General features: G+C 68.0%; 16 protein-coding genes. 7 read left to right on the top strand and 9 right to left on the bottom strand.

The features are described 5' to 3' along the window. Positions 1-58: 58 nt before the first annotated feature. The gene (gene gcvP / locus IM660_RS01485; protein WP_246465362.1) at positions 59-2,920 is read left to right on the top strand and encodes an aminomethyl-transferring glycine dehydrogenase; all 2,862 of its coding nucleotides are present in this window, start codon (positions 59-61) and stop codon (positions 2,918-2,920) included. A gap of 6 nt (positions 2,921-2,926) precedes the next feature. Here gcvP and IM660_RS01480 read toward each other — a convergent pair whose 3' ends face one another. From IM660_RS01480 to IM660_RS01445, 8 genes are all read right to left on the bottom strand, one after another. Next, the gene (locus tag IM660_RS01480) at positions 2,927-3,631 is read right to left on the bottom strand and encodes a hypothetical protein (RefSeq protein ID WP_193497684.1); all 705 of its coding nucleotides are present in this window, start codon (positions 3,629-3,631) and stop codon (positions 2,927-2,929) included. Between the two features lie 164 nt (positions 3,632-3,795). Then, entirely contained in the window at positions 3,796-8,772 is a 4,977-nt protein-coding gene (locus IM660_RS01475; RefSeq protein WP_193497683.1) for an SdrD B-like domain-containing protein, read from the bottom strand. A 59-nt stretch (positions 8,773-8,831) separates the two neighbouring features. Continuing rightward, a complete protein-coding gene (locus tag IM660_RS01470; RefSeq protein ID WP_193497682.1) occupies positions 8,832-11,270 on the bottom strand; it encodes a LuxR C-terminal-related transcriptional regulator in 2,439 nt (812 codons plus the stop codon). Between the two features lie 72 nt (positions 11,271-11,342). Next, the gene (locus tag IM660_RS01465) at positions 11,343-12,743 is read right to left on the bottom strand and encodes a glycosyltransferase family 2 protein (RefSeq protein WP_246465085.1); all 1,401 of its coding nucleotides are present in this window, start codon (positions 12,741-12,743) and stop codon (positions 11,343-11,345) included. Next, positions 12,731-13,612 (bottom strand): ATP-grasp domain-containing protein, encoded by an 882-nt coding sequence (locus tag IM660_RS01460; protein ID WP_246465084.1) that lies wholly within the window; start codon positions 13,610-13,612, stop codon positions 12,731-12,733. The genes IM660_RS01465 and IM660_RS01460 overlap by 13 nt, the downstream gene beginning before the upstream one ends. Further along, positions 13,612-14,511: a PIG-L deacetylase family protein gene (locus tag IM660_RS01455; RefSeq protein WP_193497680.1), complete on the bottom strand. Its 900-nt coding sequence runs from the start codon at positions 14,509-14,511 to the stop codon at positions 13,612-13,614. The genes IM660_RS01460 and IM660_RS01455 overlap by 1 nt, the downstream gene beginning before the upstream one ends. 56 nt (positions 14,512-14,567) lie before the next feature. Then, positions 14,568-15,656: a hypothetical protein gene (locus IM660_RS01450; protein WP_193497679.1), complete on the bottom strand. Its 1,089-nt coding sequence runs from the start codon at positions 15,654-15,656 to the stop codon at positions 14,568-14,570. A 149-nt stretch (positions 15,657-15,805) separates the two neighbouring features. Then, positions 15,806-17,755, bottom strand: a complete 1,950-nt coding sequence (locus IM660_RS01445; RefSeq protein ID WP_193497678.1) for a sigma-70 family RNA polymerase sigma factor — start codon at positions 17,753-17,755, stop codon at positions 15,806-15,808. A gap of 334 nt (positions 17,756-18,089) precedes the next feature. Here IM660_RS01445 and IM660_RS01440 point away from each other — a divergent pair, with 334 nt between their 5' ends. From IM660_RS01440 to IM660_RS01420, 5 genes are all read left to right on the top strand, one after another. After that, positions 18,090-19,238, top strand: a complete 1,149-nt coding sequence (locus IM660_RS01440) for a glycosyltransferase family 2 protein (RefSeq protein ID WP_193497677.1) — start codon at positions 18,090-18,092, stop codon at positions 19,236-19,238. An 85-nt stretch (positions 19,239-19,323) separates the two neighbouring features. Next, positions 19,324-19,545, top strand: coding sequence for a hypothetical protein (locus IM660_RS01435; RefSeq protein WP_193497676.1), 222 nt, complete (start codon positions 19,324-19,326; stop codon positions 19,543-19,545). 180 nt (positions 19,546-19,725) lie between these two features. Next, positions 19,726-20,640 (top strand): glycoside hydrolase family 16 protein, encoded by a 915-nt coding sequence (locus IM660_RS01430; protein ID WP_193497675.1) that lies wholly within the window; start codon positions 19,726-19,728, stop codon positions 20,638-20,640. 98 nt (positions 20,641-20,738) lie between these two features. Continuing rightward, a complete protein-coding gene (locus tag IM660_RS01425; RefSeq protein ID WP_246465083.1) occupies positions 20,739-21,611 on the top strand; it encodes a carbohydrate ABC transporter permease in 873 nt (290 codons plus the stop codon). A gap of 11 nt (positions 21,612-21,622) precedes the next feature. Beyond that, complete coding sequence (locus IM660_RS01420; RefSeq protein WP_246465082.1) at positions 21,623-22,498, top strand: carbohydrate ABC transporter permease; 876 nt, start codon at positions 21,623-21,625, stop codon at positions 22,496-22,498. Positions 22,499-22,504: 6 nt separating this feature from the next. On the opposite strand, the gene IM660_RS01415 is transcribed toward IM660_RS01420, so the two are convergent. Further along, entirely contained in the window at positions 22,505-23,056 is a 552-nt protein-coding gene (locus IM660_RS01415; protein ID WP_193497673.1) for a DinB family protein, read from the bottom strand. A gap of 110 nt (positions 23,057-23,166) precedes the next feature. Here IM660_RS01415 and IM660_RS01410 point away from each other — a divergent pair, with 110 nt between their 5' ends. Next, a complete protein-coding gene (locus IM660_RS01410; RefSeq protein ID WP_193497672.1) occupies positions 23,167-24,132 on the top strand; it encodes a helix-turn-helix transcriptional regulator in 966 nt (321 codons plus the stop codon). Positions 24,133-24,232 lie beyond the last annotated feature (100 nt).

Here is a 24,232-nt window from a genome sequence, read left to right as displayed (position 1 = left end):
CCTCCACGGCCAGTACGCCGAGCGCCACATCGGCACCTCCTCAGCCGATCAGGAAGCGATGGGGGCAGCGATCGGCCTGGGTGAGCACCGCGCAGGCGAGGCGCCCCGGGAGGCAGCGGACGCCGTCGTGGACTCCGCGTTGCCCGCGGCAATCCGCGGGCTGGGTGCCGCCGGTGCGCACGTCCCCGAGTTGGGGGCGAGCGAGGCCGAGGCACTCGCCGAGCTGCGCGGCCTCGCCTCCCGGAACCGGGTGCTCACACCGATGATCGGCCTAGGCTACTCCGACACGATCACCCCGCCGGTCATTCAGCGCAACGTGCTGGAGAACCCCTCCTGGTACACCGCGTACACCCCCTACCAGCCCGAGATCTCCCAGGGCCGGCTGGAAGCGCTGCTGAACTTCCAGACGATGGTGGCCGATCTCGCCGGATTGCCGACCGCCAACGCCTCCCTCCTGGACGAAGCGACCGCAGCGGCCGAGGCGATGCTGGTGGCCCGCCGTGCGGTGCGCAAGGCTCCTGCGACTTTCGTGGTGGATGCCGACGTGCTGCCGCAGACGAGGGCGGTGCTCGCCGTCCGTGCCGAAGCGCTGGGTATCGAGCTGGTGGACGTGGATCTGGCGGGCGGCGAAGCGCTGCCGGATCAGGTCTTCGGTGGGCTGATCCAGTACCCGGGTGCGTCCGGGCGGGTGTGGGATCCGTCCGGGGCGATCGATGCGCTGCATGCCGCCGGTGGCCAGGCCGTGGTGGCGGCGGATCCGCTGGCGCTCACCGTGCTCACCTCCCCGGGGGCGATGGGCGCCGATGTGGTGGTCGGGTCGACGCAGCGGTTCGGGGTTCCCCTCGGCTTCGGTGGCCCGCACGCCGGGTACATGGTGGTGCGGCAGGGGCTGGAACGGCAGCTGCCGGGGCGGCTCGTGGGTGTGTCCAAGGACGCGGACGGTCACCTCGCCTACCGGCTGGCGCTGCAGACCCGCGAGCAGCACATCCGACGCGAGAAGGCCACGTCCAACATCTGCACCGCCCAGGTGCTGCTGGCTGTGATGGCCGGGATGTACGCGGTCTATCACGGGCCGCACGGGCTGCGGGCGATCGCCGAGGACGTCATGGGCAAGACGGCACTGCTGCGGTCATGGCTGGTGGAGGCTCTTGCCGGCAGCGACGACGCGGTGGTGGACGCTCCATACTTCGACACCCTGCGTGTGCACGTACCGGGCCGGGCAGGCGAGGTGATCGCCGCCGCCCACGACCTGGGTGTGCAGCTGTTGCCGGTGGATGCCGACACCGTCGGGATCTCGGTGGGTGAGGCGACCACCCACACCGATCTGCACCGGGTGGCCGCAGCGTTCGGCGGGCCGGGCGAGCGTGCCTTCGCGACGTTCGGCTCGTTCCCGGCCGGCGATCAAGGGTGGCCCGTTCCGGCGCCACTACGCCGGGAGGTGGACTACCTCGACCACCCGGTGTTCTCCACCCATCACTCCGAGACGGCGATGATGCGCTACCTGAAGCGCCTCGCCGACTCCGACTACGCCCTGGACCGGGGGATGATCCCGCTCGGCTCATGCACGATGAAGCTCAACGCCGCCGCTGCCATGGCGGCCATCAGCTGGCCGGAGTTCTCCCGCATCCACCCGTTCGCACCGGCTGAGGACGTTGGTGGGTACCTGGAACTGATCGACCAGTTGGCCGACTGGCTGGCGGACCTGACCGGGTACGACGCCGTGTCCCTGCAGCCCAATGCGGGCTCACAGGGAGAGCTGGCCGGTCTGCTCGCCATCCGGGGCTACCACCGGTCCCGCGGGGATGCGGCCCGGGACGTCTGTCTCATCCCGAGCTCCGCCCACGGTACGAATGCCGCCTCGGCGGTGCTCGCGGGGATGCGGGTGGTGGTCGTGGCGTGCGACGAGATGGGCAACGTGGACCTGACGGACCTGCGGAACAAGGTGTCCGAGCACCGGGAGAGCCTGTCGGCGCTCATGATCACCTACCCTTCCACCCACGGGGTGTATGAGCACGACGTGCTGGACATCACCGCGGCCGTGCACGAGGCGGGCGGGCAGGTCTACATCGACGGCGCGAACCTCAATGCGCTGCTCGGGCACGCACGATTCGGGGATCTCGGCGGGGACGTCTCGCACCTGAACCTGCACAAGACGTTCGCGATCCCGCACGGAGGTGGGGGACCCGGCGTCGGGCCGGTGGCCGCGAAGGCGCACCTCGCACCGTTCCTTCCCTCGCACGAGTATGCCCAGGGCGAGGAGGGCACCGCAGGCGGATCGCGAGGTGCTGGTCCCGTCTCCGCGGCGCCCTACGGCTCTGCAGGCATCCTGCCGATCTCGTGGGCCTACATCCGGATGCTGGGTCTGGAGGGGCTGACCGAGGCCACCGACGCTGCCGTGCTGGGTGCCAACTACCTGGCGGCGCGGCTCGGCGAGTACTTCCCGATCCTCTACACCGGGGACCATGGCCGGGTGGCGCACGAGTGCATCGTGGACCTGCGGCCGTTGAAGGAAGCCACCGGAATCACGGTGGACGACGTGGCCAAGCGGCTGATCGATTTCGGCTTCCACGCTCCCACGATGAGTTTCCCGGTGGCGGGAACCTTCATGGTGGAGCCGACCGAGTCCGAGGATCTCGCCGAGCTGGACCGGTTCGTGGCGGCGATGGCCTCCATCAAGGCCGAGGCCGAGCAGGTGGCGGCGGGCGTGTGGCCGGCCGAGGACAACCCGCTGGTGAACGCACCGCACACGGCAGCCTCGATCGCGGCGGAGTGGACGCATCCGTACTCCCGGGAGGAGGCGGTGTTCCCTTCCGGGGTGGGCGCAGCGAAGTACTGGCCGCCGGTGCGCCGGATCGACCAGGCGCACGGGGATCGCAATCTCGTGTGCTCGTGCCCACCGGTGGAGGCGTTCAGTTCCTGAGGACTGTCACTGCAGCTGGGAGAGGTCGAAGGTCACATCGGCATCGTCGAGGTCGATGACCACCGCGTCCTGATCACCCCCGAGGCTGACCTCGAGCCGGTGCAGGACGCCGTCGTCGGCCACCCAGTAGCGCACCTCGGCTGCCCCGCTCTCATCCGGCCCGGACGGGGCGGGGGTGCCGGTGGTGCTGCCGGCCCCGGCCGGGGCATCTGACGACGGCCCTCGAAAGACTGTCACCGCAGTGCCCGCGACGGAGTCTTCCCGCAGCCACCGAGCGTCGGTCTGGGCGAGCAGCACCGGGTTGTCGGGCCGATCGCTACCGAGGCTGAGGAGCACAGCCAGCACAGCGTGCAATCGAGACTGCCCGGGCAGCAGCTCCGACGATGTCCAGCCCTGAGTGGGGGGAGGCAGCGGCGCCGGACCGGTCGGAGCGGTTGCCGCAGTGGCGACGCCCTGACTGGTCCACGCGAGGAGTGCTGACTCCTCGGCGTCCGGCAGCTGAACCGTCCCATACCCTGCTCCGGCCTGGAAATCGACCCAGGCGTCGATCTCGTAGCGCGTCCCAGCATCGGTGACCGCGAAGGAGACGCTGCGCACGCCGGCGTCGAAATTGCGGAACCGCGTCAGGGCCAGCAGCTCAGACTCCGCCGTGGTCAACGGGCGCGTCGTCTCACCAGCACAGGCCGTCAGGGCAAGCACCAGCAGGAGCATGCCGGCCACCGCCCGAAGCCACCGGCCGGCACGGGTTCGGCCGACGGATGGGTGTGAGGTGGATCCGGTCCCAGACCATGCAGGGGAGCTGGTCTGGAACCGGATCCGGGCGACGGTCACCGCTAGGGGGCAGGTGCGGTTTCCGCCGATCATGGGCGGTGCAGTCAGTCGATCCGTCCCTTCCGGAATCGGAGTGCCACCAGCACCGCACCGGTGATCGCGGTCAGGGCGGCGAGTGCCGCGAGGGCGCCCATACCGTCGGCTCCGGTGGTAGGGAGCTCGTCGGGCGGGCTGGCACAGGCATCGTCCTGCAACACGATGCCCGCCCCGGTGACGGTGGCAACATTCAAGAAGCCCCCGCTCTCTCCCGCGCTCTCGGCGGGTGGGCAAGCCATCGTGGCTACGCTCAGCGCAGACTCGGCGATCATTCCGGTCACGATGACAGTGTAGACATGTGTTGCTCCGCCTGGGAGAGGAACTGACGTAGCGATGACCAGATCGTTACCCGTTCCCGTCCATGCAGGGTTCACCTGGACGCCGTCGGGAGCTGAGGTGACGTCTGCATCGGTGACCTCGATCCCGTCGCCGTAGTGGAGCTCGTCGGCCAGATCGTAGAGGGTCTCGTTCTCCCCCGGATTGGTGACCTCGATCTGGTAGGTGATCGTGTAGTGGCCGTTGGCGTCCAGATCCGGCCCGTACGAGATGGTCTTGTCCATCACGATCACGGCCGGCTCGGGGCAGACCACATCGTCAGCACTCAGATCGTTGTGCCCGATCACCGCCTGGTTGTTCAGTCCGGCGCTCTCCCGTGACCCTGGCTCGGGGCACGTGAACGCCGCACTCACCGACTCAGGATCGGACGGGTCAGCGACGGTGACGGCCACCTGTACCTCGTAGGAGTGCACGGCACCGGCATCGAGCGGTACATCGGCGGCGATGAGCGAACCACCCAGCTCCGCCTCGCTTCCAGTCCAGGAATCGTTGACATCCACGCCCTCAGGAGCGGTCGTCACCCCGGCGCTGAGCACCTCGACGTCATCACCGAACAGCAGCACATCGACCAGGTCATACTCCCCGGCCATGCCGCCGGTGTTGGACACCTCAAGGCCGTACGTCACCAACCAGGTGCCATCGCCCTGCGGCACCGGAGATCCGGCGTCTACAGTCTTGTCGATCACCAGCTCCGGCGGCGCTGCGCACGCGTCGTCGTCCTCGGTCGCACCCGCCTCGTCCCTCAGGTGCGAGACATTGAGGAACGCGCGTGCCTGTGGGTCGGCATGGTCGACCACACCCTCGCCACACGTCGCTGGGTCAACGCCGTCGACCGCATCGGCGAAGTTCAGCGGCACGTCCGCCAGCACGGTCAGTTCGTACACGTGCGGGGTATATCCCTCATCGTCAGTGCCCGGCATCGAGACCTCGGAGACGATCCGGGTGTTCTCCTGCCCGTTCCACGCCGGGTCCGCCAGGGTCACCCCGTCCGGGGTCCCGGTGACGGCGGAACTCACCACCTCGATGCCCTCGCCGAAGTGCAACTCGTCATCCAGGTCGTAGCCCACGGGCTCGACACCCTCGTTGCTCACCTCGATCTGGTAGAGGATCTCCCACTGGCCCTCACCCACCGGATCCGCTGAGAGGAGCTCCTTGTCGTGGGTGACCTCACCCACCTCACGGCACTCATCGTCGTAGTCGCGATACCCATTGAATGAGGTGGATGCTTGGTTGTACAGACCCGTGACCTCATCAGTGTCGAGCGTGGCCTCGTCCCGGCAGGCCGACGGATCCGGCGCCACATCGCCCTCGGCGCGCTCGGGTAGGTCGACGGTGTAGTGGACGGAGACCTCGTAGGTGTGCACGGCACCGCCTTCGATCGGCACATCGCCGACGATCAGGTCGTCGATCACACCGTCATAGGCGGCGTTGAGGACCGTGTCGGCCGGGTCCAGCGCTCGGGTCGTGATCGACCCCTCCACGATCTCGATACCTTCACCGAACCGGAGCGAATCGGTCAGGTCATAGGTGGTGGCCACGTCGGTCTCGTTGGTGACGGTCAGCCCGTAGGTGATGGTGTACTCACCCGGATTGGTCTCTGGGTCGACGACGGCCGGTTCGCTTGTCACGCTCTTGTCGACGACGACCTTCGGCAACTCACCGCACTCGTCGTCGACGAACGCGCTGTGATTGTCCGGTTCCATGGTGGCCTCGTTGAACAAGCCGGTCGTAGGCACCTCGTCGCCCGAGGTCTGGCCCTCCCGGCAGGCGAGCTGCTCGGCCTCCACAAGGGCTTCGTTCGTGTCGGCATCAGCCTCGAGCGCGACCGTCACGCGGAGCAGGTAGACGTGCTCGCTCTCGTTCTCCACCGTGGAGCCAGCCGTGATCGGCATGCCCTCGGTGATCACGCGCATGTCATCGACGCCGTCCCAGTCCGGGTTCAACGCCGCACCGTCCGGACCCGAGACCACCTCAGTGTCGGTGACGATGATGCCGTCGCCATAACCGGTGAGGTCATCGGTGAGGCCATACGCACCGTCGATCGCACCGGTGTTCTCGGCGATCAGCTCATACTCGAGTACCCAGGTGCCGTCATCCTCGGGAGACTGCGTCGGCCCGGAGACCGTCCGCTTGTCGAACTCGTAGTCGATGTTCGAATAGCCGAAGTCGATGGTGTGGTCGTTCTCCCCGGGACCACCGGTGGTGATCGCGGCGAACGGGAACCACCCGTCAGCGGTCTCCTCGACCAGACCATCGGAGTCGTTGCGATCAGCGTCCACCGAGGCGTCGTCACCGGTGTCCGGCACCGTCGGGTACCAGTTCTCCAGCGGACCACCAGCCGCGTAATCGTCCGGGTTGTCCACCCCCACGACGTAGTCGGTGTTGGTCGCCAGCTGGTACGCCTCGTCGAAGGAGGAGAAGTAGTACTCACCCTGCGCGTTTGTCGTCGTGCTGTTGACGAGGGTCCGGGTGCCGTCCCCGGCGACCTCGTACAGGTTCACCGTCGCGCCCTCGACCGGTGTCTCGTCCGGATCCTGCACACCGTCGTTGTCGACGTCGTACCAGACGTAGTTGCCGATCTCGATCGGGGCGGCCGACGCGAGCACGGTGGCATTTCCGAGGCCGTTGCCCTTGGACGTCACCATGGTTCCACTGGTGCTCCGGATCAGCGCTCCTGCCGGGTCGTAGGCGGCACCGGAGTCCTGGAACAGACGACGAGTACCTTCCTGCAGACCGCCGTTGGCCACGTGAATGCCGGTCGTCATGATCCCGTCCGGGCGGCTCGGCATCACCACGATCGATCCGGTGGACTCGTTGTCCTGGTTGAACGGGGTGTAGCCGGTGTCAAAGTACCGGAGCCCGCCCGGGCCCAGGTCTCCTTGGAGCGCCCCGTTCCCGACGACGCCGGCGTGGACGCCGTCGTTCTCCAGCGCGAACGTGCCATCTCCGTTCGGGGCGGCGATGAAGACATCGCCCTCCGACCGCTCGTGAGCGAGCAGTCTCGCGTCCGGGTCTGCGGGGTCACCGGAGAGGTTCGTCTGGATGGCGAAGATGTCGCCGGCCAGGTCGCGGACCCCGAGCACGAGGTCACCGTGCAGCACCTGGGCGGATGCCACGATCGGCTGCGGCATGAAGACCGAGACCGTTCCGTTGCCATGGTCCTGGACCGCCGGCGCCGTCCCGCCCTGGCGACTGTCGGTCGAGGTGTAGTCACTGAGCTCGGTGGCCCACGGGAAAAAGTGATCGGTGAAGTCATCCCGGTCGAAGTCGAGCGGGAAGTCCAGCACCGGCGTCAGGGATCCAGGCGCCTCGGCGCCGAAGGAATAGACGTAGCCATGCAGGTCCGTGTAGTCCTGCGTGGACTCGGCCGTATCCGTCGCCGTCAGGTACATGGTCCCGGTGAGCGGATCCACCGTGACGCCGTAGGGGCGCACGTCGGAGGAGTCCGGGAAGGTCCCGTCCAGCTCGAACTCCTCAACCGCGACCGGTGCCGCTGAGGGATCCCCTCCGGTATCGATGCGGATGATGGAGCGGTTGTGCAGATTGACCACGAACAGGTAGCGCTCATCCGGGCTCATGGCCATCAGACCGAGGCCGGCACGTCCGACGTTGTTCCATGCCTGGGCATCACGCGCCCAGTCGTATCCGGGGTTCATTGCCGTGACATCTGGGCGGAGCCCGTCGGGATCGGTGGGGTCGGCGAGTGGGTCCGGTCCGCCGAGATCGATGCCGTAGTCGGTCACGTCCACATACAGCTCAGCGGACGCCGTCGGTGCCGTCCAGTCCGCGCCGTCCGGGCTCACGCGGTAGATGGCGCCGATGCCGCCAGGACCGAAGCCCACGTGGCGCCGCAGGTAGGCGGCCGCGAAGGCCGTGGGAATGTCATCGGAGGACTCTGCGCGCACCATCGCCGAACCGTTGGTGGCCCCGATCTCACTGAACGGCACCACGCCGCTCTGCGGTACCGGTGAGCCACCGTTCTCCGCCGTCCAGTTGATGACGGCGGAGCCGGGCAGATCGGCGGAGGCGCCGTCGGAAACCCCAGCCTGCAGCACCGGGATGTAGACGAGCGGGTCGTTCTCCACATAGGCCGTCGGCACGTGGAATGAGAAGTCCACCCCATCGACGCCTGCGCCATCGGTCACCGTCACGAACTGCACCGTGGTCCCGTTGGACGGGTCTCCCGCGCGACCGACCGCGGCGGGTCGCCACTGGTCCCACTGCGGGCCATCCGGGAGGTTCGCCTCCACTCGCCATCCGGGAGCGTCCGAAGTCACCGCGAGTGCGTAGGTCCCGTCCTGGGCGGTGGTGACCGGCCCGGCCACGTTCCCGTCGGCGTCATAGGCGACCACCTCGATTCCTGCGAGACCGTCCTCGTAGGAGTCGAAGGTCCCGTTGGCGTCGTAGTCCTGCCAGACAGAGCCGGTGATCTCGTCGCCCGTGGTCGCTGTTGCAGCTCCGGCTACGGCGACCATCATCGAACCGACCAGGGCCGTCGTCGCCGCCACTGCGGCCGCCTGCCGGCCGATCCGTCGTTCCATGTGCACGAACTTGTCCTCCCCCGCACCCGGCGGTGCTCTCGACGGGTGGCACACAACAGCCACCCGCAGCCCATCCAACTCCGCACCCTGACGCAGGGCCAGAGTCACCTGGGGTGAAACGAGGGTGAAGCGAGGGTGAGACGCTGATGGTCGCGGACTGAGACGGGTCAGGTCAGCGGGACGAGCCTCATCGCCTGCGCCACCCGGATCGCCTCCGCCCGGGAGGACACGTCCAACTTGCGGTAGAGCGTCCTCAACTGAGACTTCACAGTGTTCGGCGAGACGTGCAGCTCCCCCGCGAGACGCCGTACCCCTTCAGTCCGGACGAGCCGTTCGAGCAGGAGCCGCTCGCGCGTGGTCAGCGTGACGGGCGCCGTGACCGCGCGCAGCATGTCACGCGTGGACATCAGTTCGGTCAGGAACTGATGCGTCACTGGATCCAGCGCCAGCCGCTGTCCCTGTGCGATCAGCCGCCCGAACTCATCCAGGCCCTGTCGTGCGAACGGCTGCCGCTGACCGTTGCGGGCCGCGGCCGCGAGCGCCGATTCCAGCACACGGTCCGACTCACGCGCCGAACCCACCCCGCGGTGGGCGATCGCCAGCAACACGTGTCCCCAGGCCGTATGCCTGCCGAGGTGTCCGTCGTGCCCGGCGATAGTCCGCTCGATCCGGGTGAGCGCTGCGGCGTACTCACCGCTGTCGATCTCTGCGCGGGCACGCAGCAGCTCGACGTCGTAGCGATGGTCTGGTTCGCCATAGTGCTCTGCCAGCAACTCCAGCGCCGCGGCCGGATCGCCGCTCGCTGAGAGAGCCTCGGCCCGTGCGACGACCAGCATGCGCTGCTCGAAAGCGGAGAGTTCACCATCGGCGAGCGCCGTCTGCAGGACCTGGGTGTGGGTCAGCGCTACGTGCGGGCGGTCCAGGAGGGTCAGGGCCATCGCCTGGAAGCACCAGGCGAACAGGTCGATCACCACTGGGTCGTCCACGGTCGCGGCTTCGGTGTCATCCGCACGCGCCTCGAGCATCGCTGCCACGTCGACGGTACGGACAGCACGGACGAGGCGGACGAGGCGGGTGACCTTGTGCCAGCCTGACGATGTCGCGGTCTGGAGTCTCGTGCGCCGCCACCACTGCGCCGGGTCTGCCCCGAGGATGTACACGAGTTCCTCGAGTTCGGTGGCCATGGCGGCCACAGGCGGCTGCCCCGCCTCGTTGGCATGCTGAGCCGCGGCACCGAAGTGCTCGCCCGCTCGTGGCAACGCACCGACTGACATCGCACTCAAACCCGCCTGGAGTGTGACGCCAGCCTGCGCCGACGCGACATGCCCGGGATCGTCCACGGTGTGCTCATGCAGGGCATAGGCGTCGTCATGGCGCCCGCGTGCACGAAGGACAACAGCGTGGAGTGCCGTGGCCATGGCAACGGCTGGCACGTCGAGCCCTCCGGTGGCCGTCGCCTCCGCGAGCAGCGCACCGGCGCGCTCCCTGTCGCGCACGGAGATCTCCCCTGGATGGCCTGGGTGGGAGACATCAATCATCGCGCGGCTCAACGCCACGAGCAGATGTGGGTCGGAATGGGGCCCGATATTCGCGAGCCGCTCCCGCACGGCGGGCGCGGGAAGTTCGGCGAGACGGGTCCAGTGCCGGGCCATGAGCTGAGTACGGGCACCGTCCAGATCTGTGGTTCCCATCAGGGTCGTGGCATCGTCCAGGTGACCAGCAGCCGCCCACCGGTCGAGTAGCGGGTGAAGGATCTGCCAGTGCCGGTCGTGCGGGAGGTCGGTGCCGAACCGGCGCCGGCACGCTGCCCGGATTCCGGGGGCCAGGCCGAGTCTGCCGTCGGCCACATCGGCGATCACGCCACTGTCCCGCATCACGCGTAGCGCGGCAGGCCCCTGCCGCGCCCGGGCCCACAGCGTCTCGATGACCACTGGCGCGAGAGAGCCGCCGAATGCAGTGAGCAGCGACACCTCCCACAGATCCCAGGGCACCACACCGCCAGAAGCGGCGGCAGAGAGGTCAGATACCGCCTCGTCACAACCACGGGCGAGAGTATCCGGAGAGTACCCTCCCTCGACGGCGGCACGGCGCACGACGGCGTCCACCACCACGGCATACCCACCGGTCGCGTCGATGATCGAGGCAGTCTGCGTCGCGGAGACCGTGACGCCGAGATCGGATGCCCACGAGGCGACCTCGTCAGCCGAGAAGGCCAGGTCGTGCGCCGAGACGACCACTTCGGGTCGAAGGGGTCCCGAACGCAACCCGTCGGGCCACCCATAGGGACTGATGACAGCGAGGATCGCCTCCGGCCACCTCGCGCGGCAGGCAAGGATCGACTCCACATCGTGCGTGCCGCCGTCGTGCAGTCGCACGACCACGACATCCGCGGAAGTCTCCTTCTCTTCCTCGGTGATACGAGGGAGGGTACGCGCGGTGTTCCACCAGACCGAGTCCAGCCCCTGCTCAGCCAGCCACTGCCGGACCAGCGTGCCTCGCCCGCTGCCGTATGGTCCGCTGATCATGACCACCGACCCGGGCCCCAGCTGCTCGAACGTCGACACGAGGGACGAGCGCCTGAGTGCGCCGTGGCCGGCCTCCGTCACTCAACGTCTCCTCACCTGCCGTGGCCGACATGCACATGCCTGCCAGCCACCGCGCCGGCTCGGCGCCGGGCGCTACGCCGCCCGCCCGCGCATCCTATACGTGCGTCCAGGTTCACCAAAAGCGTCGACTGCCAGGCGGTGGCGGGGAGCACGGCGCACCAGTACCGGCGGTGACGCCCGCACACTCACCGGCTCGCGCGCGGGTCGCTCGCGCAGGTCCTGCACGCTCACGACGCCGGTCCGGGTCATCTTGTTCCATGACGCAGGTCCGCCGCGCGCTTCCTTCCACAGAGCGCACGCCATCACTGCTGCGAGGGCTGTCGCGTAGACCGGCCACAGCGGCACGGTCCACAGGTGGCGCAGATCCCGTGCGGCCCGGTTGAGCAGCGTGGCGAAGCCGACCACCACGAGCGAGACGGCGATTCCGAGCCACCCGAGGACCGCCACGGTGGAACCTTGAACAGGGACGGTACCGACGGCGCTCACCACCGGCAGCGACGTCAGCACCAGCAGCTGCAGCAGCGGCATCACGATCATGGTCAGGGTGTTGACAACGAGGTAGATTCCGAATGCGCCGTAGCGCGGGTTCCCGATCATCGATCGATGGATGCGCATCGTCTGGAGCAGGCCCCGCGCCCACCGGACCCGCTGACGCCAGAGCGTACGGATCGTCGATGGTGACTCGGCGTAGACCAGGGCGCGCGGACGAAACACCACGCGATATCCGGCGCGATGCACCCGCCACGTCAGTTCCAGGTCCTCACCCACGGTGGTCTCGTCGAAGCCGCCGATCTCGGAGATCACCTCACGGGGAAAGGCGCCGACATTGCCTGAGACGATGGGCAGACATCCGATCATCGTCAGGGCGCGCCGGACCATGCCGGTGCCGGCGTGGGAGAGGATCGCCAGCAGGCGGGTCTGGATCCGGTTCAGATTCACCGGCCGGTCGTCCCCGCACACGGCACCGACGTCCGGGCGATCGAATCCGCGGAGCATCTCCGCCACCGCGCCGGGAGCGAAGATCCCATCGGAGTCGACGAACAGCAGGACCTCCCCGCCCGCAACGGCAATGCCCCGGTTCAGCGCTGCCCCCTTGCCGGCGTTCTCCTGCCGCACCAGGCGCACCTGCGGGTAGCGCGCGGCCAGCTCAGCGGCCACCGCGGGGGTGTCGTCGGTGGATCCGTCGTCGACGATCACCACCTCCAGGCGCTCGTACCCGTTAGTGATCAGGGAACGCACACAGCCGTTGAGTACCGGCCCTTCGTTGTACGCGGGGACGATCACCGAGACCCATGGCTTCTCGTTGAGGAGGGTGTGGTGACCGCGGCGTGAGCGCCGATGCTCCCGCCACTCGAAAGCCACCGCGAGCGGCACCATCACGAGCTTGGCGATGCCGAAGACCATCAGTGCGAGCCCACCCCACAGGAGGACCGCCGAGGCGCCCGCCCCGGCCACGTCGATCACGTCACCCACGCCGGCCCGGTCTCCTGCGCGAGTCGCGCATGGTCGGCCAGCATGGCGTCCACGAGCTCCGGAGCGAGCCCGACGTTCGCACCCACGCGGGCGTTGACCTCGAGCACGACGGGCCGTCCCGCCGGGTCGCGACGGACGTCGACGTCGACCGGCCCCGTCAAGCCGAGCGCCCCGGCCGCCCGGAGTGCGAGCGCAGCGACGTCCGGCGCCTCCACGCGGCGGATCCGGTCACCGGCCGCACTCTTCTCCAGGACGACGGTCACATCACCGGACGCCCCAGCACGAGGTCGGTAGACCACCGGTGCATACTCGATCCCTGGAGCGAACTCCTGCACGATCTGATCGTCGCCGATCATCCGCCAGTCGAGATCCCGGTCGGAGCTGAGGAGGTGCACGCCCCTCCCGCCACGGGAAACCCGCGGCTTCAGGACGATCGGTGCACCCCACCAGGACGTCGCCTCAACCACGGACGAGAGCTGGCTGGGCCGCGCGAACCGCGGCACGCTCACATCCGCTGCGCGTAGACGCTGCGCGGTGACGAGCTTGTCATCGGCAGCACGAACCGCATCGGCCTCCCCGATGACCACGCCGCACGCATGGGGCCAGAGTTCACGCGCGACCGCCGAGGCGAGGACCGGCAGCTCTTCGCTGACTGTCGGGACGAGCAGGTCGATCGACTCCGACTCAACCAGCGCGCCCAGCTCGGTCAGGAACAGCGGGTCCGCGGCAGCCGGGAGACGCCTTGTCGGTACCGGCAGCCCCATGACCGGAGCCATGTCGGCGCCCAGCACGTCGAGGCCCCGCTCGGCCAGCATCGCGATGAGGGCGCGGCCCGCCGGCCCGCCGGAACCGGTGACCAGAACGCGCATCACAGGTCTCCCACCGCGGATCCGAGCAGCCGGACCGGTTCGTAGGCCTCGGCGAACTGCCGCTTCGCCTGCGCACCGCGGAACGTCGCCACCCCGCGCAGCCGCTGGGCGCTCATGTACGGCTTGCCGGACTGGTCCCGGTGCATCCGGACCGCCTGCACCTTGATGTCGAGATAGTCGGCGATATCGATGAACACACTCGGGTTGAAGTCGCGAGTGACCGACGGGGATTCGTAGCACAAGATCGTGGACTGGGTACGAGCCGCGCGCAGCGTCGCAGCGTGTACGGCCGCGTGATCCTGGTGCTGGTCGTGCGCCGAATGGGTGAGGATCACATCTGGGCAGACCTGTGTGATGGCCGCCTCGATGGCAGCGACGAGCCCCTGACCAACCTCCTGCAGCATCGTGTCCGGGAAGTCGTGCACGACCACGCTCTGGGCTCCGAGGAAGCTGGCACCACGGCGGGCTTCGACAATGCGCTCGCCCTGGTCGCCGCCGACGGAGCCGCGGCTCATCACCAGCACGTGCACGTCATGGCCGGCATCGACGAACTTGGCCAGCGCACCTCCACAGGCAAGCTCGAGATCGTCCGGATGGGCCCCGATGGCGAGGATGCGACGTGGCGCCGCCACCGGAGGGGCGGCGAAGCGGAGTAGCACGATCGCCCCGGCATAACCGATCAGGAGCGCCACCGAGGCGACTGCCACGACCACCGCGAACGGAGATCCGGGGGCGACCCAGAGCGCCTGGGCGTTGGCCGGGATGAGGAGCGCGACGATGGTGACAGCGGCAGCACGCACCGCCGGGGCGTAACGCACGTGCCGCGAGATCCACTCGCCCTGAGTGAGCACGGCGGCAAGGACGAGGATGGACAGGACCAGGGTGAGGGCATGGTGCATGACGTCGACTGCTTCCTTCTGGAGATGTGCTGAGCGGGAACGGGGCCGGACTGCGGTCAGCGGCGGCGCGCGAGCCGGTACAGCAGGGTCGAGCCGCCGAGAGCCAGCAGGGCCAGCGGCAGCCAGAGCCAGCCAGGCGACTGGAGGAAGGCGCGCGGCTGGCTCGCACCGGCGGTGGGCTCGCTCACGGCGACACTCCCGGTGCCGATGCTCGTAGCGCGTTCGATCGTGCTGTTCAGGTCGCGAGAGCCGGGGGCGAAGCCAGCGGAGGTGGAGTAGTCCGTTCTCGCTGGGTCGGTGACTGTGCTGGAGAACAGGACCATCAGGGCCGTGCCGGGCTCGACCTCGGGTAGATCGACCGTGAAGCCGGACCCATCGCAGGAGACGACGTCGAGGGCACCCGCCGGCAGGTCATGGGCTGCGGACGCATCCCCGTTCGCCTCGAACGCGGTCTGCAGGCGGCCAGTGATGCCGGTGCAATCGAGTCGATGGCCGTCACCGAGCTCGGTATCGATGACCGTGTCGCGCACCGGGCCACGTCCGGTGACTACCCGCCACTGCAATGCTGCCTCTGGTGATGCGGTGTCCTCGATGGCGCGGTCGCGCCAGTAGCCATACAGGCGCGGGCCGGGTGAGTCCTCATCCTCCGCATCAAGGCTGATCGCCACGTCGACCGTGGTACCCACGGCCGAGAACGTGAGAGTGATGTCCTCACCCGGGCTGGGGCCGTCGTCCCATCCGGCGACGAAAGTGGCTGTGCCGGTGAGAGTTCCGAGGGCATGATCGGTGTAGGTGAGCGTGAGCGCCCCATCGTCGACGGCGGCCCTCGCCACGACCTGTCCGGTGGCCGCACGCACGTCGAAGGTGTCCGTCAGAGGGACCAGTTCTGCAGGAAGGTCCAGGACGAATCCGTCGCGGGTGCTCGCGGCCGGGTCCGTCCACGTGAGGGCCACGTCGAAGGTGCCCCAGCGACTGGTCGCCGCTTCGTCCACGGTGACCGACCACGTGACGGGCTCTGCGTGACTGTCGTTCGTGGTGCCAGGTCGCGCCCACGCCGTCAGGGCCTGAGGTGCGACGGCCGGAACGGCGAGCAGCAGCACGAGGAGAGCGAGACCAGCGGCCACGAGAGCCCGGTTTCTGGGCATGACGATGCTCCGTTCGATGAAGGGGTCGCAGCGCCACCTGTCGCGGTAACGCCGCTCTGCCCCCCTTCACGCAGAACAAGCGTGACAATGACGCAACAGCCTTGTGGTGTGCATCACAGACCAGTGGGATGGCGCGGTTTGTCCGGGGCTCAGACCACCGTGAACGTCGACTCCCGCACAGCCCCCAGCTCACCGGTCGCCGCATCGTTGAACCGGACAGCGAGGGTGTGTTCCCCGGGATCCATGGGGATGAAATGGTCGATCTCGCGGTCGTTCTCCGCAGGCGGGAAGTAGGTGGCTTCGCCGTCGACCAGAACCTGGTATCCGTGATTGGCAGGGACGGCCACTCGCGCCCAGACGGTCAGGGTGCCGCCCCCTGCTTCGACCCGCTCGACGGTGGCTCCATCACCTGGCTGGAGGATCTGAGGCGCCGCATAGGTGTACTCCGCGGTGGCCTCGCTGGGCGCGGAGGGCACGCCGTCAACCTCCTGCAGTGCCTGGTAGCTGATGGCGACGTCGGGTGCCCCGGGGGCAGGGGTGACGCTCCAGGCTCCGTCCGTGCCGGCCGTGGTGGTGGCGACCTCGGCGCCGGCGCCATCGAGGATCCGAACCAACGCGCCCGGCTCGGCCGTGCCCGAGAGTTCGATCGGGTAGGAATAGCTCCCCGCTGCCGGAAAGGTCGTTGTCGGCGCATCCGGCGCAGGTTCCGGTTCCGGCTCTGGTTCAGGCTCGGGTTCCGGCTCCCGTTCGGGTTCCGGTTCTGGTTCAGGCTCGGCAACTCCACCTGGTTCGGCGGCCGGCACGGGCTCCGGCGGTGCACGTCTTGCCGTCAGCGGAGGCGCCGGCTGCGACGCTGATGCTGCGTCGGCCTCGGCGACCTCGCTCTCGGTGTCATCTCCCGGTGCGCGGTCCGTGGCAGCGTCTGCGGGTGGAGTCTCGTCGGCGTCGGCTGGGTCCGGCCCGCCAGAACCGCCCGGCATCGGTGCCAGCGTCCGAGGCCCATGGGCGGCAGCCGGCTCGTCCGCGGACGGGGCATCCGTCACCACGACAATGGCCGCAGCCACAGCGACGACGGCTCCGGTGACGACGGTCACCCAACGACGCGCCCGACCCGGATTGCGTAGCCACGAAGGAAGCACCATGCGCGTGGCCGAGGCCGCTCCGGCTCCAGCAGCTGCGCCGGGTCCCGAGCTGGCCGCTGCCGCACCTGAGGTGGTCGCTGAGCTCAGCACCGTCTCCGCGCCGGCCGTCGAGCCACTGTTCTGTGCTGCCTTGGGGGCATCCGGAGCACAGATCGTGCTCGCCAGGTCTGTCAGCAACGCAGGTGAGGCAAGCACGACCGGGGCCAGCACACCGCGCATCCGGGTCGACACGTCACGAAGTTCGGCCAGCGCCTGAGCACAGCTCGCACAGCCCTCGAGATGCGCCTCGACGCGCGACACGCGGATTGGGCTCAGCTGACCTCGCTCGTACTCCCCGAGCATGCCGGCACTGCGACGGCACTCGGCATCTGCGGAGGCGACGCTCACGTGCGCCTGAAGCCACGCCGTCCGGAATCCCTCACGAGCTCGACGGGAGAGCTGGGCCACGGCGTTCGGGCTCTGCTGCATCTGGGTGGCCAGTGCACGCGGAGTCCGCCCCTCGACCTCGGTCAGCCACAGCACCTCCTGCCAGTTCTTCGGCAACGAGCCGAAAGCTCGGGTGACCAGGCCACGCTCAAGCATCTGGTCGACGCCGTCGGGCACGACCTGCTCACCGGCAGCCGCCGACGCCTCGACATCGTCGACCGGCACCTCCCGTACTCGACGGGATCGGTCAGTGAACTCGTTCCGGACAGCACGCATGAGGTAACCCACAAATCCCTCCCGCGGACCTCCACCGGAGTCGATGATCTTGAGGACCTTCAGGAACGCTTCCTGAACGACGTCCTGCGCCTCGTGCGAGTCGCCGAAACGCTGCGCGAACCGCACCGCACCGTGCCGGTGCCGACGATAGAGCGCTGAGTAGGCCGCGGTGTCGCCCGCCCGAACCATCGCCAGCAGCTCGTCGTCTGAGCGCTCGGCGAACGGCCCGCTCTGCCTTTGCTGTGGGTTGTTCATGAGATCCGAATCTGACTTGTGAGCGCGCTCGCGCGCGCTGAGCTGCGGAGCCTCGGGGCACCGGGACCTGCCGCCCATGTCACGCACGACGCATCGAATCGTGACGCGAGTGTGCTCCACATCACAGGCGCCCCCCTGCCGCGGTTCTCAGCCTAGCCAGCGCACCTGCAACTGAACACCGTCCGGAGGAGCCACCGAACGGGCGGGAACCCGGAGTCGGAACTGATCCAGGCGCGTGACGGAGGTCATACCAGGGGCGCGTCATCGCGGCGGCCGATAGCTCCTCTCACAGGCAGCGACTGAACACACGCCCAGACCTGACGAAAAGGACCCCGTGACCACGCTTGCCCCATCGCCCACCACGACACTCCGCGGCGACACGATCGACGACAGGTCGCAGATCGCCGCACGGCTCGCCGCTTCTTCCGAGGCGCGCCGGATCGTCGTTCTCATCCCCGCCTACAACGAGGCCGGGTCGATCGCGGCGACGATCGACAGCATCGCGCAGCAATCCGTGCAGCCAACGGTGACCGTGGTGGTCGCCAACAACTGCACCGACGGGACCGAGGACGTCGCGCGCGAACACGGCGCCCTGGTGTTCCTCGCCGAACCGAACAAGGACAAGAAGGCCGGTGCGTTGAACATGGCACTCGAGTTCGTGGTGCCACTGCTGGAGGACTCCGACGCGGTGCTGGCGATGGATGCCGATACCACCCTCTCTGAGACGTTCATCGAGATAGCCTCCGAACGGCTGACAGGAAAGGTCGGCGGGGTCGGCGGTGCATTCATCGGCCGCGAGTGCCGCTCCACCATCGGGTACCTGCAACGCATGGAGTACTACCGGTACCGGCGCGAGATCGTGCAGCGCGGTGAACGGGCCTTCGTACTGAGCGGTACCGGGGCGCTGATCAGCGTGCAGGCACTGAACGCCGTCAAGTCCGCCCGCGACGGTGAGACCCTTCCGTCCGGAGCCTCGTTCTACGACACCTTCAGCCTCACCGAGGACAACGAGCTCACCTTCGCGATGCTGGCGTGCGGCTACCAGTGCTTGTCTCCGGTGGAGATGACAACGACCACCGATGTGATGGACACACCCTCCATGTTGTGGCAGCAGCGCCACCGCTGGTACCTCGGCGCACTGCGGAACCTTCAGGCCTACGGCTCCCGCATGCCTTGGCACATGCGCTGGGTGTACTGGCGCCAGCAGGCGGGCCTGGCACTGTCCGTGCTGGCGGTCGCTGCGCACGTGCTGCTCGTGGCGATCCTGCTGGGACTGGGGACACTCTCACTCTCGCCGTGGTGGACGGGCCTGGCCGCGTGCATCCTGCTGGCGAACATGGCGATGGTCTGGCGCATGGGCCGGCGCGCCCGGATTCTCACACTCACCGTGGAGCCGTTCTACAACGTCTTCCTCCTGCTGATCTTCTGCGCCGCAGCACTCAGCTTCCTCTCGGGCAGGAAAGGAGAGTGGGTCCACACGTGAGCACCTGACGCACAAGAAGTCCACTGCAGAACAACAGAACAGCGACAAACCACCAGCATCACGAACGAAGGAGCGACGTCTCTTCATGTACAGCGGCCCTGCCAACTCAGCAACTCTTGCCGCAACCGGATTCGGACTCACCGCCGCGACCGGTCTCTACTGGTTCCTCGCCCTCGTCGCCATCGGCGGCGCACTGGCCGTGGCCGGCAAACTCACCACCCGGGTAGCCATCGAGCCGGTGCAAGGCGCCGACGGGCAGCACCGGTGGCACGTCACCAGGAATGGACGCCCGATCGGGCATCGATAGATCTCCTCCGGTGGTCGTGACCGCGAGCTCTCGTTGCTGCCACGGCCACGACCACCGAACCCTCCTGGACGAGCATCAGGCATCCACTGACCGTTATACGGACGACCAGGTGCGGGGAGGGTGCCTGACCGACACACTGAGCGGACCGTCACCAACGATCCGCTGAGGAGTCGACCCGTCATGACCCGCCGAGCTCGCCTGGTCGCCGTGGTCGCGACCGCTCTCGTCCTTCCCGCCGCCGCGATCGGGGCTGCACCCGCGCAGGCGGGCACTGCCTCGGTACTGATGGAGGACTGGGACGCCGCACCCGAGCACTTCATCACCTATGACCTAGCGCGCAGCTCCTCCGATCCCGGCACGTGGGACCCCTCGGCCGAGGACAACCTGGCCCTGCGGCTGGAGCTACCGAAGAACGCGACCGCCGGACCAGGCGGAGGCGCCTACGGCGAGTCCTACGACCGGTTCCTCTACGGCACCTTCGAGTCACGCCTACGAACGGCGGACTGCTCGGCTCAACCCAACGCCGGCGTGGTCACCGGCCAGATGTTCACCTACTTCCACGACGGCTCCGACTCCGACGGCGACGGCCTTCCCGACAACAGCGAGATCGACTTCGAGACCCTCTGCGCGCAGCCCGAGGTCCTCTACATGACCGTGTGGACCGACTACCGGCCCTCCGACGGCGCCCAGAGCCGGGTGATGCGTGCCGTCAATCTCGCCACCGGGCAAATCCTCTCGACCTGCCACTACGAAGGCTTCGGCGGGCACTACTGCGACCCGATCTCCGGAGCGCAGGCGCAGCCGGCGAGTATCCCGGCAGTGCCCGGATTCGACTCCTCGGCCGAGTACTACGAGTACGGCTTCACCTGGGAGCCTGACCGGGTGCTCTTCTGGATCGTCGTCGACGGCCAGACGATCACCCTCTGGGACTACCAGGGACCCAGCGACCGAATCCCGCACGTGCCCGCCTACCTTCTTCACAACGTCTGGCACACCGACGGCTGGTGGCCCGAGGGCAACCCGGACGCTGTGGAGCGTCCGCGCGTGCGCGATATCGCCGCTCACATCGACTGGACGCGCATCACGCCGCTGTGAGGTTCTGGTCTTCCGATCCACCGTGAGCGGACGTGTTGCCGTCCGAACGGGCCATCCCCGGCTAAGGTCACCCGCAGAGGTCATGGAACGGAGCGCGGGTGAACGCACGACGGCGGCACGAGGCACGAGCAGCGTATGCAATGCTGCTGCCCAGCTTCGTCGGAGTCGGCGGCTTCCTGCTGCTGCCGGTGCTGGTGGTGCTGGGAATGTCCTTCATGGAGTGGGATCTGATCTCCGCTCCGGAGTGGGTGGGCCTGGAGAACTACGCGTACCTGCTCACTTCCGAGCGCTTCGCCAACTCGCTGTGGGTCACGGCAGTGTTCACACTGCTGTCCATCCCGACGGCGATCGCGCTGGGTCTGCTGCTGGCGATCGCCATCAACCGTGGCCTGCCAGGCACGAGCTGGTTGCGCGTGCTGTACGTCTTGCCGTGGGTGAGCGCACCCTTGGCTCTGGGTGTGGTGTGGAAATGGATCCTCGACCCCTCCTACGGGGTGCTGAACGCCCTGATCGGGCGGCGGGTCGAGTGGCTCACCGACCCGCAGCTCGCGCTCCCGGCCGTGGTGTTCGTGCAGGTGTGGACGACGGTGGGCTACATCTCGCTGTTCTTCCTGGCCGGGCTGCAGCAGATCCCGGTGGCGGTGTACGAGGCGGCCAAGCTGGACGGTGCCGCTGCCGCGCGCATCCTGCGCTCGATCACGCTGCCGTTGTTGCGACCGACGATGTTCTTCGTGACGGTCACCTCCGTGATCGCCTCGTTCCAGGTGTTCGACTCCATCTACGCGATGACCCGGGGAGGCCCGGCCTTCCGCACCGATGTGATCGCCAGCCGGATCTATGACGAGGCGTTCGTCAACCTCCGCCTGGGCCGCGCAGCTGCGATGGCGGTCGTCCTGTTCTTGGTGCTCGTCGCGATCACCCTCATCCAGCAGCGCTACTTCCGGCGCCGGATCACCTACGACATGTCATGACGGAGCAGCCCATGGCCACTGTCACCTCACCTGCCCCAGCCCGCCGGACGCCGTCGGCCCGGGCTTCTCGCCTGCTCGCGAATGCGTTGACGTACGCGTTCCTCCTCGCAGGTGCTGCCCTGATGCTCGGGCCGTTCCTGTTCTCGCTGCTCACCTCACTCAAGACCCCGCGGCAGTTCAACACCACGTGGCCGGTGAGCCTGCCGGATCCGGTGACGACGGAGAACTTCACCAGCCTGTTCTCCGAGCAGTACAACTTCGTGGTGCCGATCGCGGTGACCGCGCAGGTGGTGCTGGTACTGGTGGCCGGGCAGATGCTGTGCTCGATCCTGGCCGCCTATGCCTTCGCCCAGCTCGACTTCCCCGGCCGGGACACCCTGTTCTGGGTGTACGTGGCCACACTGATGATCCCGGCGGTGGTGACGATCATCCCGCTGTATTCGATGATGACCTCGCTGGGCCTGAAGAACACCTTCCTCGGCCTGGTGCTGCCGTTCCTGTTCGGCTCCCCGTATGCGATCTTCCTGCTCCGGGAGAACTTCCGCTCTACCCCCGCGGATGTGCTGGACGCGGCCACCATCGACGGTGCCGGCGTGTGGCGGCGCCTCTGGCAGATCATGGTGCCGATGAACAAGCCGATCCTGGCCACGCTGCTGCTCATCACCGTGGTCACCCAGTGGAACAACTTCCTCTGGCCGCTGATCATCGCCCCGGCGCAGGAGTGGAATGTGATCACCGTGGCCACCGCGGCGCTGCAGACGCAGTACGCCGGGAACTGGACGCTGGTGATGGCGGCCACCACGATCGCGATCGCACCGCTGGTGACGTTGTTCGTGATCTTCCAGAAGCAGATCACATCCTCGCTGGGCGTGACCGGGGTGCGGTGAGCCAACTCACCCCATGCTCTTCGCCCCGTCCAGGGACTCCCGGATGATGTCCGCGTGGCCGGCGTGCTGCGCGGTCTCGGCGATGATGTGCAGGAACACGCGCCGGTTCGACCACGCGGTGTCGGTGAACCAGGGTGCCTGCGGAAGCTCCTGAACCAGATCGAGGTCGGTCCCGGCGAGCACCTCGTCGGTGCGTGCGGCGATCTCGGCGTAACGATCCAGCACGCCGGCGAGCGTCTCCTCGGGGAGCATCTGAAACCCCTGCGCGAACTGCGCCAGCACCTCCGGGGGAATGTTCGAGAAGTCCGTTCCCTCCCATTCCATGTTCGCCTTGCCGTTGACCGTGAAGTCCGCCCACTGCGCCTCCATGGCACACACGTGCTTGATCAACCCGCCGATCGTCAACTCGCTCACCGTGGTGCGAGTGCGAGCCTGCTCGTCGGTGAGGTCGCGAGCAGTGAAGCGCAGGAAGTGCCTGGCGTTGGTCAGCGAGTGCAGCAGATCGCCGCGCTCGCCGGTCAGTTCGGTGGTGACGGTGGCCATGGTCGACTCGGTCATGACGTATTCCCTTCTTCCGGCGGCCGCAGGCCGCCTCTCGTGGCTGGTATCTCCACACTAGGAGGCATTAGTGTCAATTTTTGACCGCTATCGGAGGAAGGGTGCAATTCATGAGCACAAGCTCGCGCACACTCCGCCTGCTGTCGCTGCTGCAGACCCATCGGTACTGGTCCGGGGACGACCTCGCCGACCGGCTGGAGGTATCGATTCGCACTCTGCGGCGCGATATCGACCGGCTCCGCGATCTCGGCTATCCGGTACAGGCCGACCGTGGCGTGGGTGGCGGCTACCAGCTGGCCCCCGGCGCGGCGATGCCGCCGCTGGTACTCGACGACGACGAGGCCGTCGCACTCGTGGTGGGTTTGCAGTCCGCGGCGCACTCGGGGCTGGCGAACGTGGCGGAGGCGTCGGTGCGAGCGCTGGCCACCGTGGTGCCGGTGCTACCGCAACGGCTTCGACGTCAGGTGGAGGCGATCGGGGCGACCACTGACTCCCTGCGCCCGGAGGCTCCTGCGAGTGAGGCGACCGACCCCGGCACACTCGTAGCTCTCGCCCAGGCGTGCCGGGATGCCGAACGGGTACGTTTCGGCTATTCCAGCGCTTCCGGCGAGGCCACGGAACGCCACGTAGAACCCGTACGCCTGGTCACGGTGGGCCGGCGCTACTACCTTCTCGGCTACGACCTCGACCGAGCCGACTGGCGCAGCTTCCGGCTGGACCGGGTGCGCGAACCGTCACCGACGGGCGTCCGCTTCCGCCCGCGCGAGGTTCCCGGGGGCGACGCCGCAGCCTATGTCCGTGCCGGGCTGCGCCGCGGAAGTCGCGGCCCCGAGGTGAGCGCCGAGATTGCTGCGGACGCCGATCAGGTGCGCGAGCGGATCGGGCGCTGGTTCGACGTCACCGAGTCCGGGCCGGGCCGGTGCCGGGTGCATGCGGAGGGAATCAACCCGGAGTGGATGGCCTTCGCCCTGGCCCACACCGGTGGGGAGATCCTCTCGGTGGAGCCCGCCCAGGTGCGTGAGGTGATGCGCGCCTGGGCGAGCCGGTTCACGCGCGCTCTGGGGACGCCGTCGTAATCCGCGCAGAGATGCACCTCGCTCACCATCCTTCGCACGACAGAACTACTTTATTCGTAGCATGCGCTACTGTTACCGTAGTAACAACGGACGGGTAGTC

Origin of the sequence: Ruania alkalisoli (assembly GCF_014960965.1) — a bacterium.
GTDB classification, from domain to species: Bacteria; Actinomycetota; Actinomycetes; order Actinomycetales; family Beutenbergiaceae; genus Ruania; species Ruania alkalisoli.
The sequence above is the reverse complement of the archived record's forward strand: the minus strand, read 5'-3'. Positions and strand labels throughout refer to the sequence as shown.

Excerpts from the sequence above, each read along its gene's own strand:
- gcvP (WP_246465362.1), top strand. The coding sequence starts at position 59 with ATGGGGGCAGCGATCGGCCTGGGTGAGCACCGCGCAGGCGAGGCGCCC.
- IM660_RS01480 (WP_193497684.1), bottom strand. The coding sequence starts at position 3,631 with ATGCTCCTGCTGGTGCTTGCCCTGACGGCCTGTGCTGGTGAGACGACG.
- IM660_RS01460 (WP_246465084.1), bottom strand. The coding sequence starts at position 13,612 with ATGCGCGTTCTGGTCACCGGTTCCGGCGGGCCGGCGGGCCGCGCCCTC.
- IM660_RS01455 (WP_193497680.1), bottom strand. The coding sequence starts at position 14,511 with ATGCACCATGCCCTCACCCTGGTCCTGTCCATCCTCGTCCTTGCCGCC.
- IM660_RS01450 (WP_193497679.1), bottom strand. The coding sequence starts at position 15,656 with ATGCCCAGAAACCGGGCTCTCGTGGCCGCTGGTCTCGCTCTCCTCGTG.
- IM660_RS01445 (WP_193497678.1), bottom strand. The coding sequence starts at position 17,755 with ATGAACAACCCACAGCAAAGGCAGAGCGGGCCGTTCGCCGAGCGCTCA.
- IM660_RS01435 (WP_193497676.1), top strand. The coding sequence starts at position 19,324 with ATGTACAGCGGCCCTGCCAACTCAGCAACTCTTGCCGCAACCGGATTC.
- IM660_RS01430 (WP_193497675.1), top strand. The coding sequence starts at position 19,726 with ATGACCCGCCGAGCTCGCCTGGTCGCCGTGGTCGCGACCGCTCTCGTC.
- IM660_RS01420 (WP_246465082.1), top strand. The coding sequence starts at position 21,623 with ATGGCCACTGTCACCTCACCTGCCCCAGCCCGCCGGACGCCGTCGGCC.
- IM660_RS01415 (WP_193497673.1), bottom strand. The coding sequence starts at position 23,056 with ATGACCGAGTCGACCATGGCCACCGTCACCACCGAACTGACCGGCGAG.
- IM660_RS01410 (WP_193497672.1), top strand. The coding sequence starts at position 23,167 with ATGAGCACAAGCTCGCGCACACTCCGCCTGCTGTCGCTGCTGCAGACC.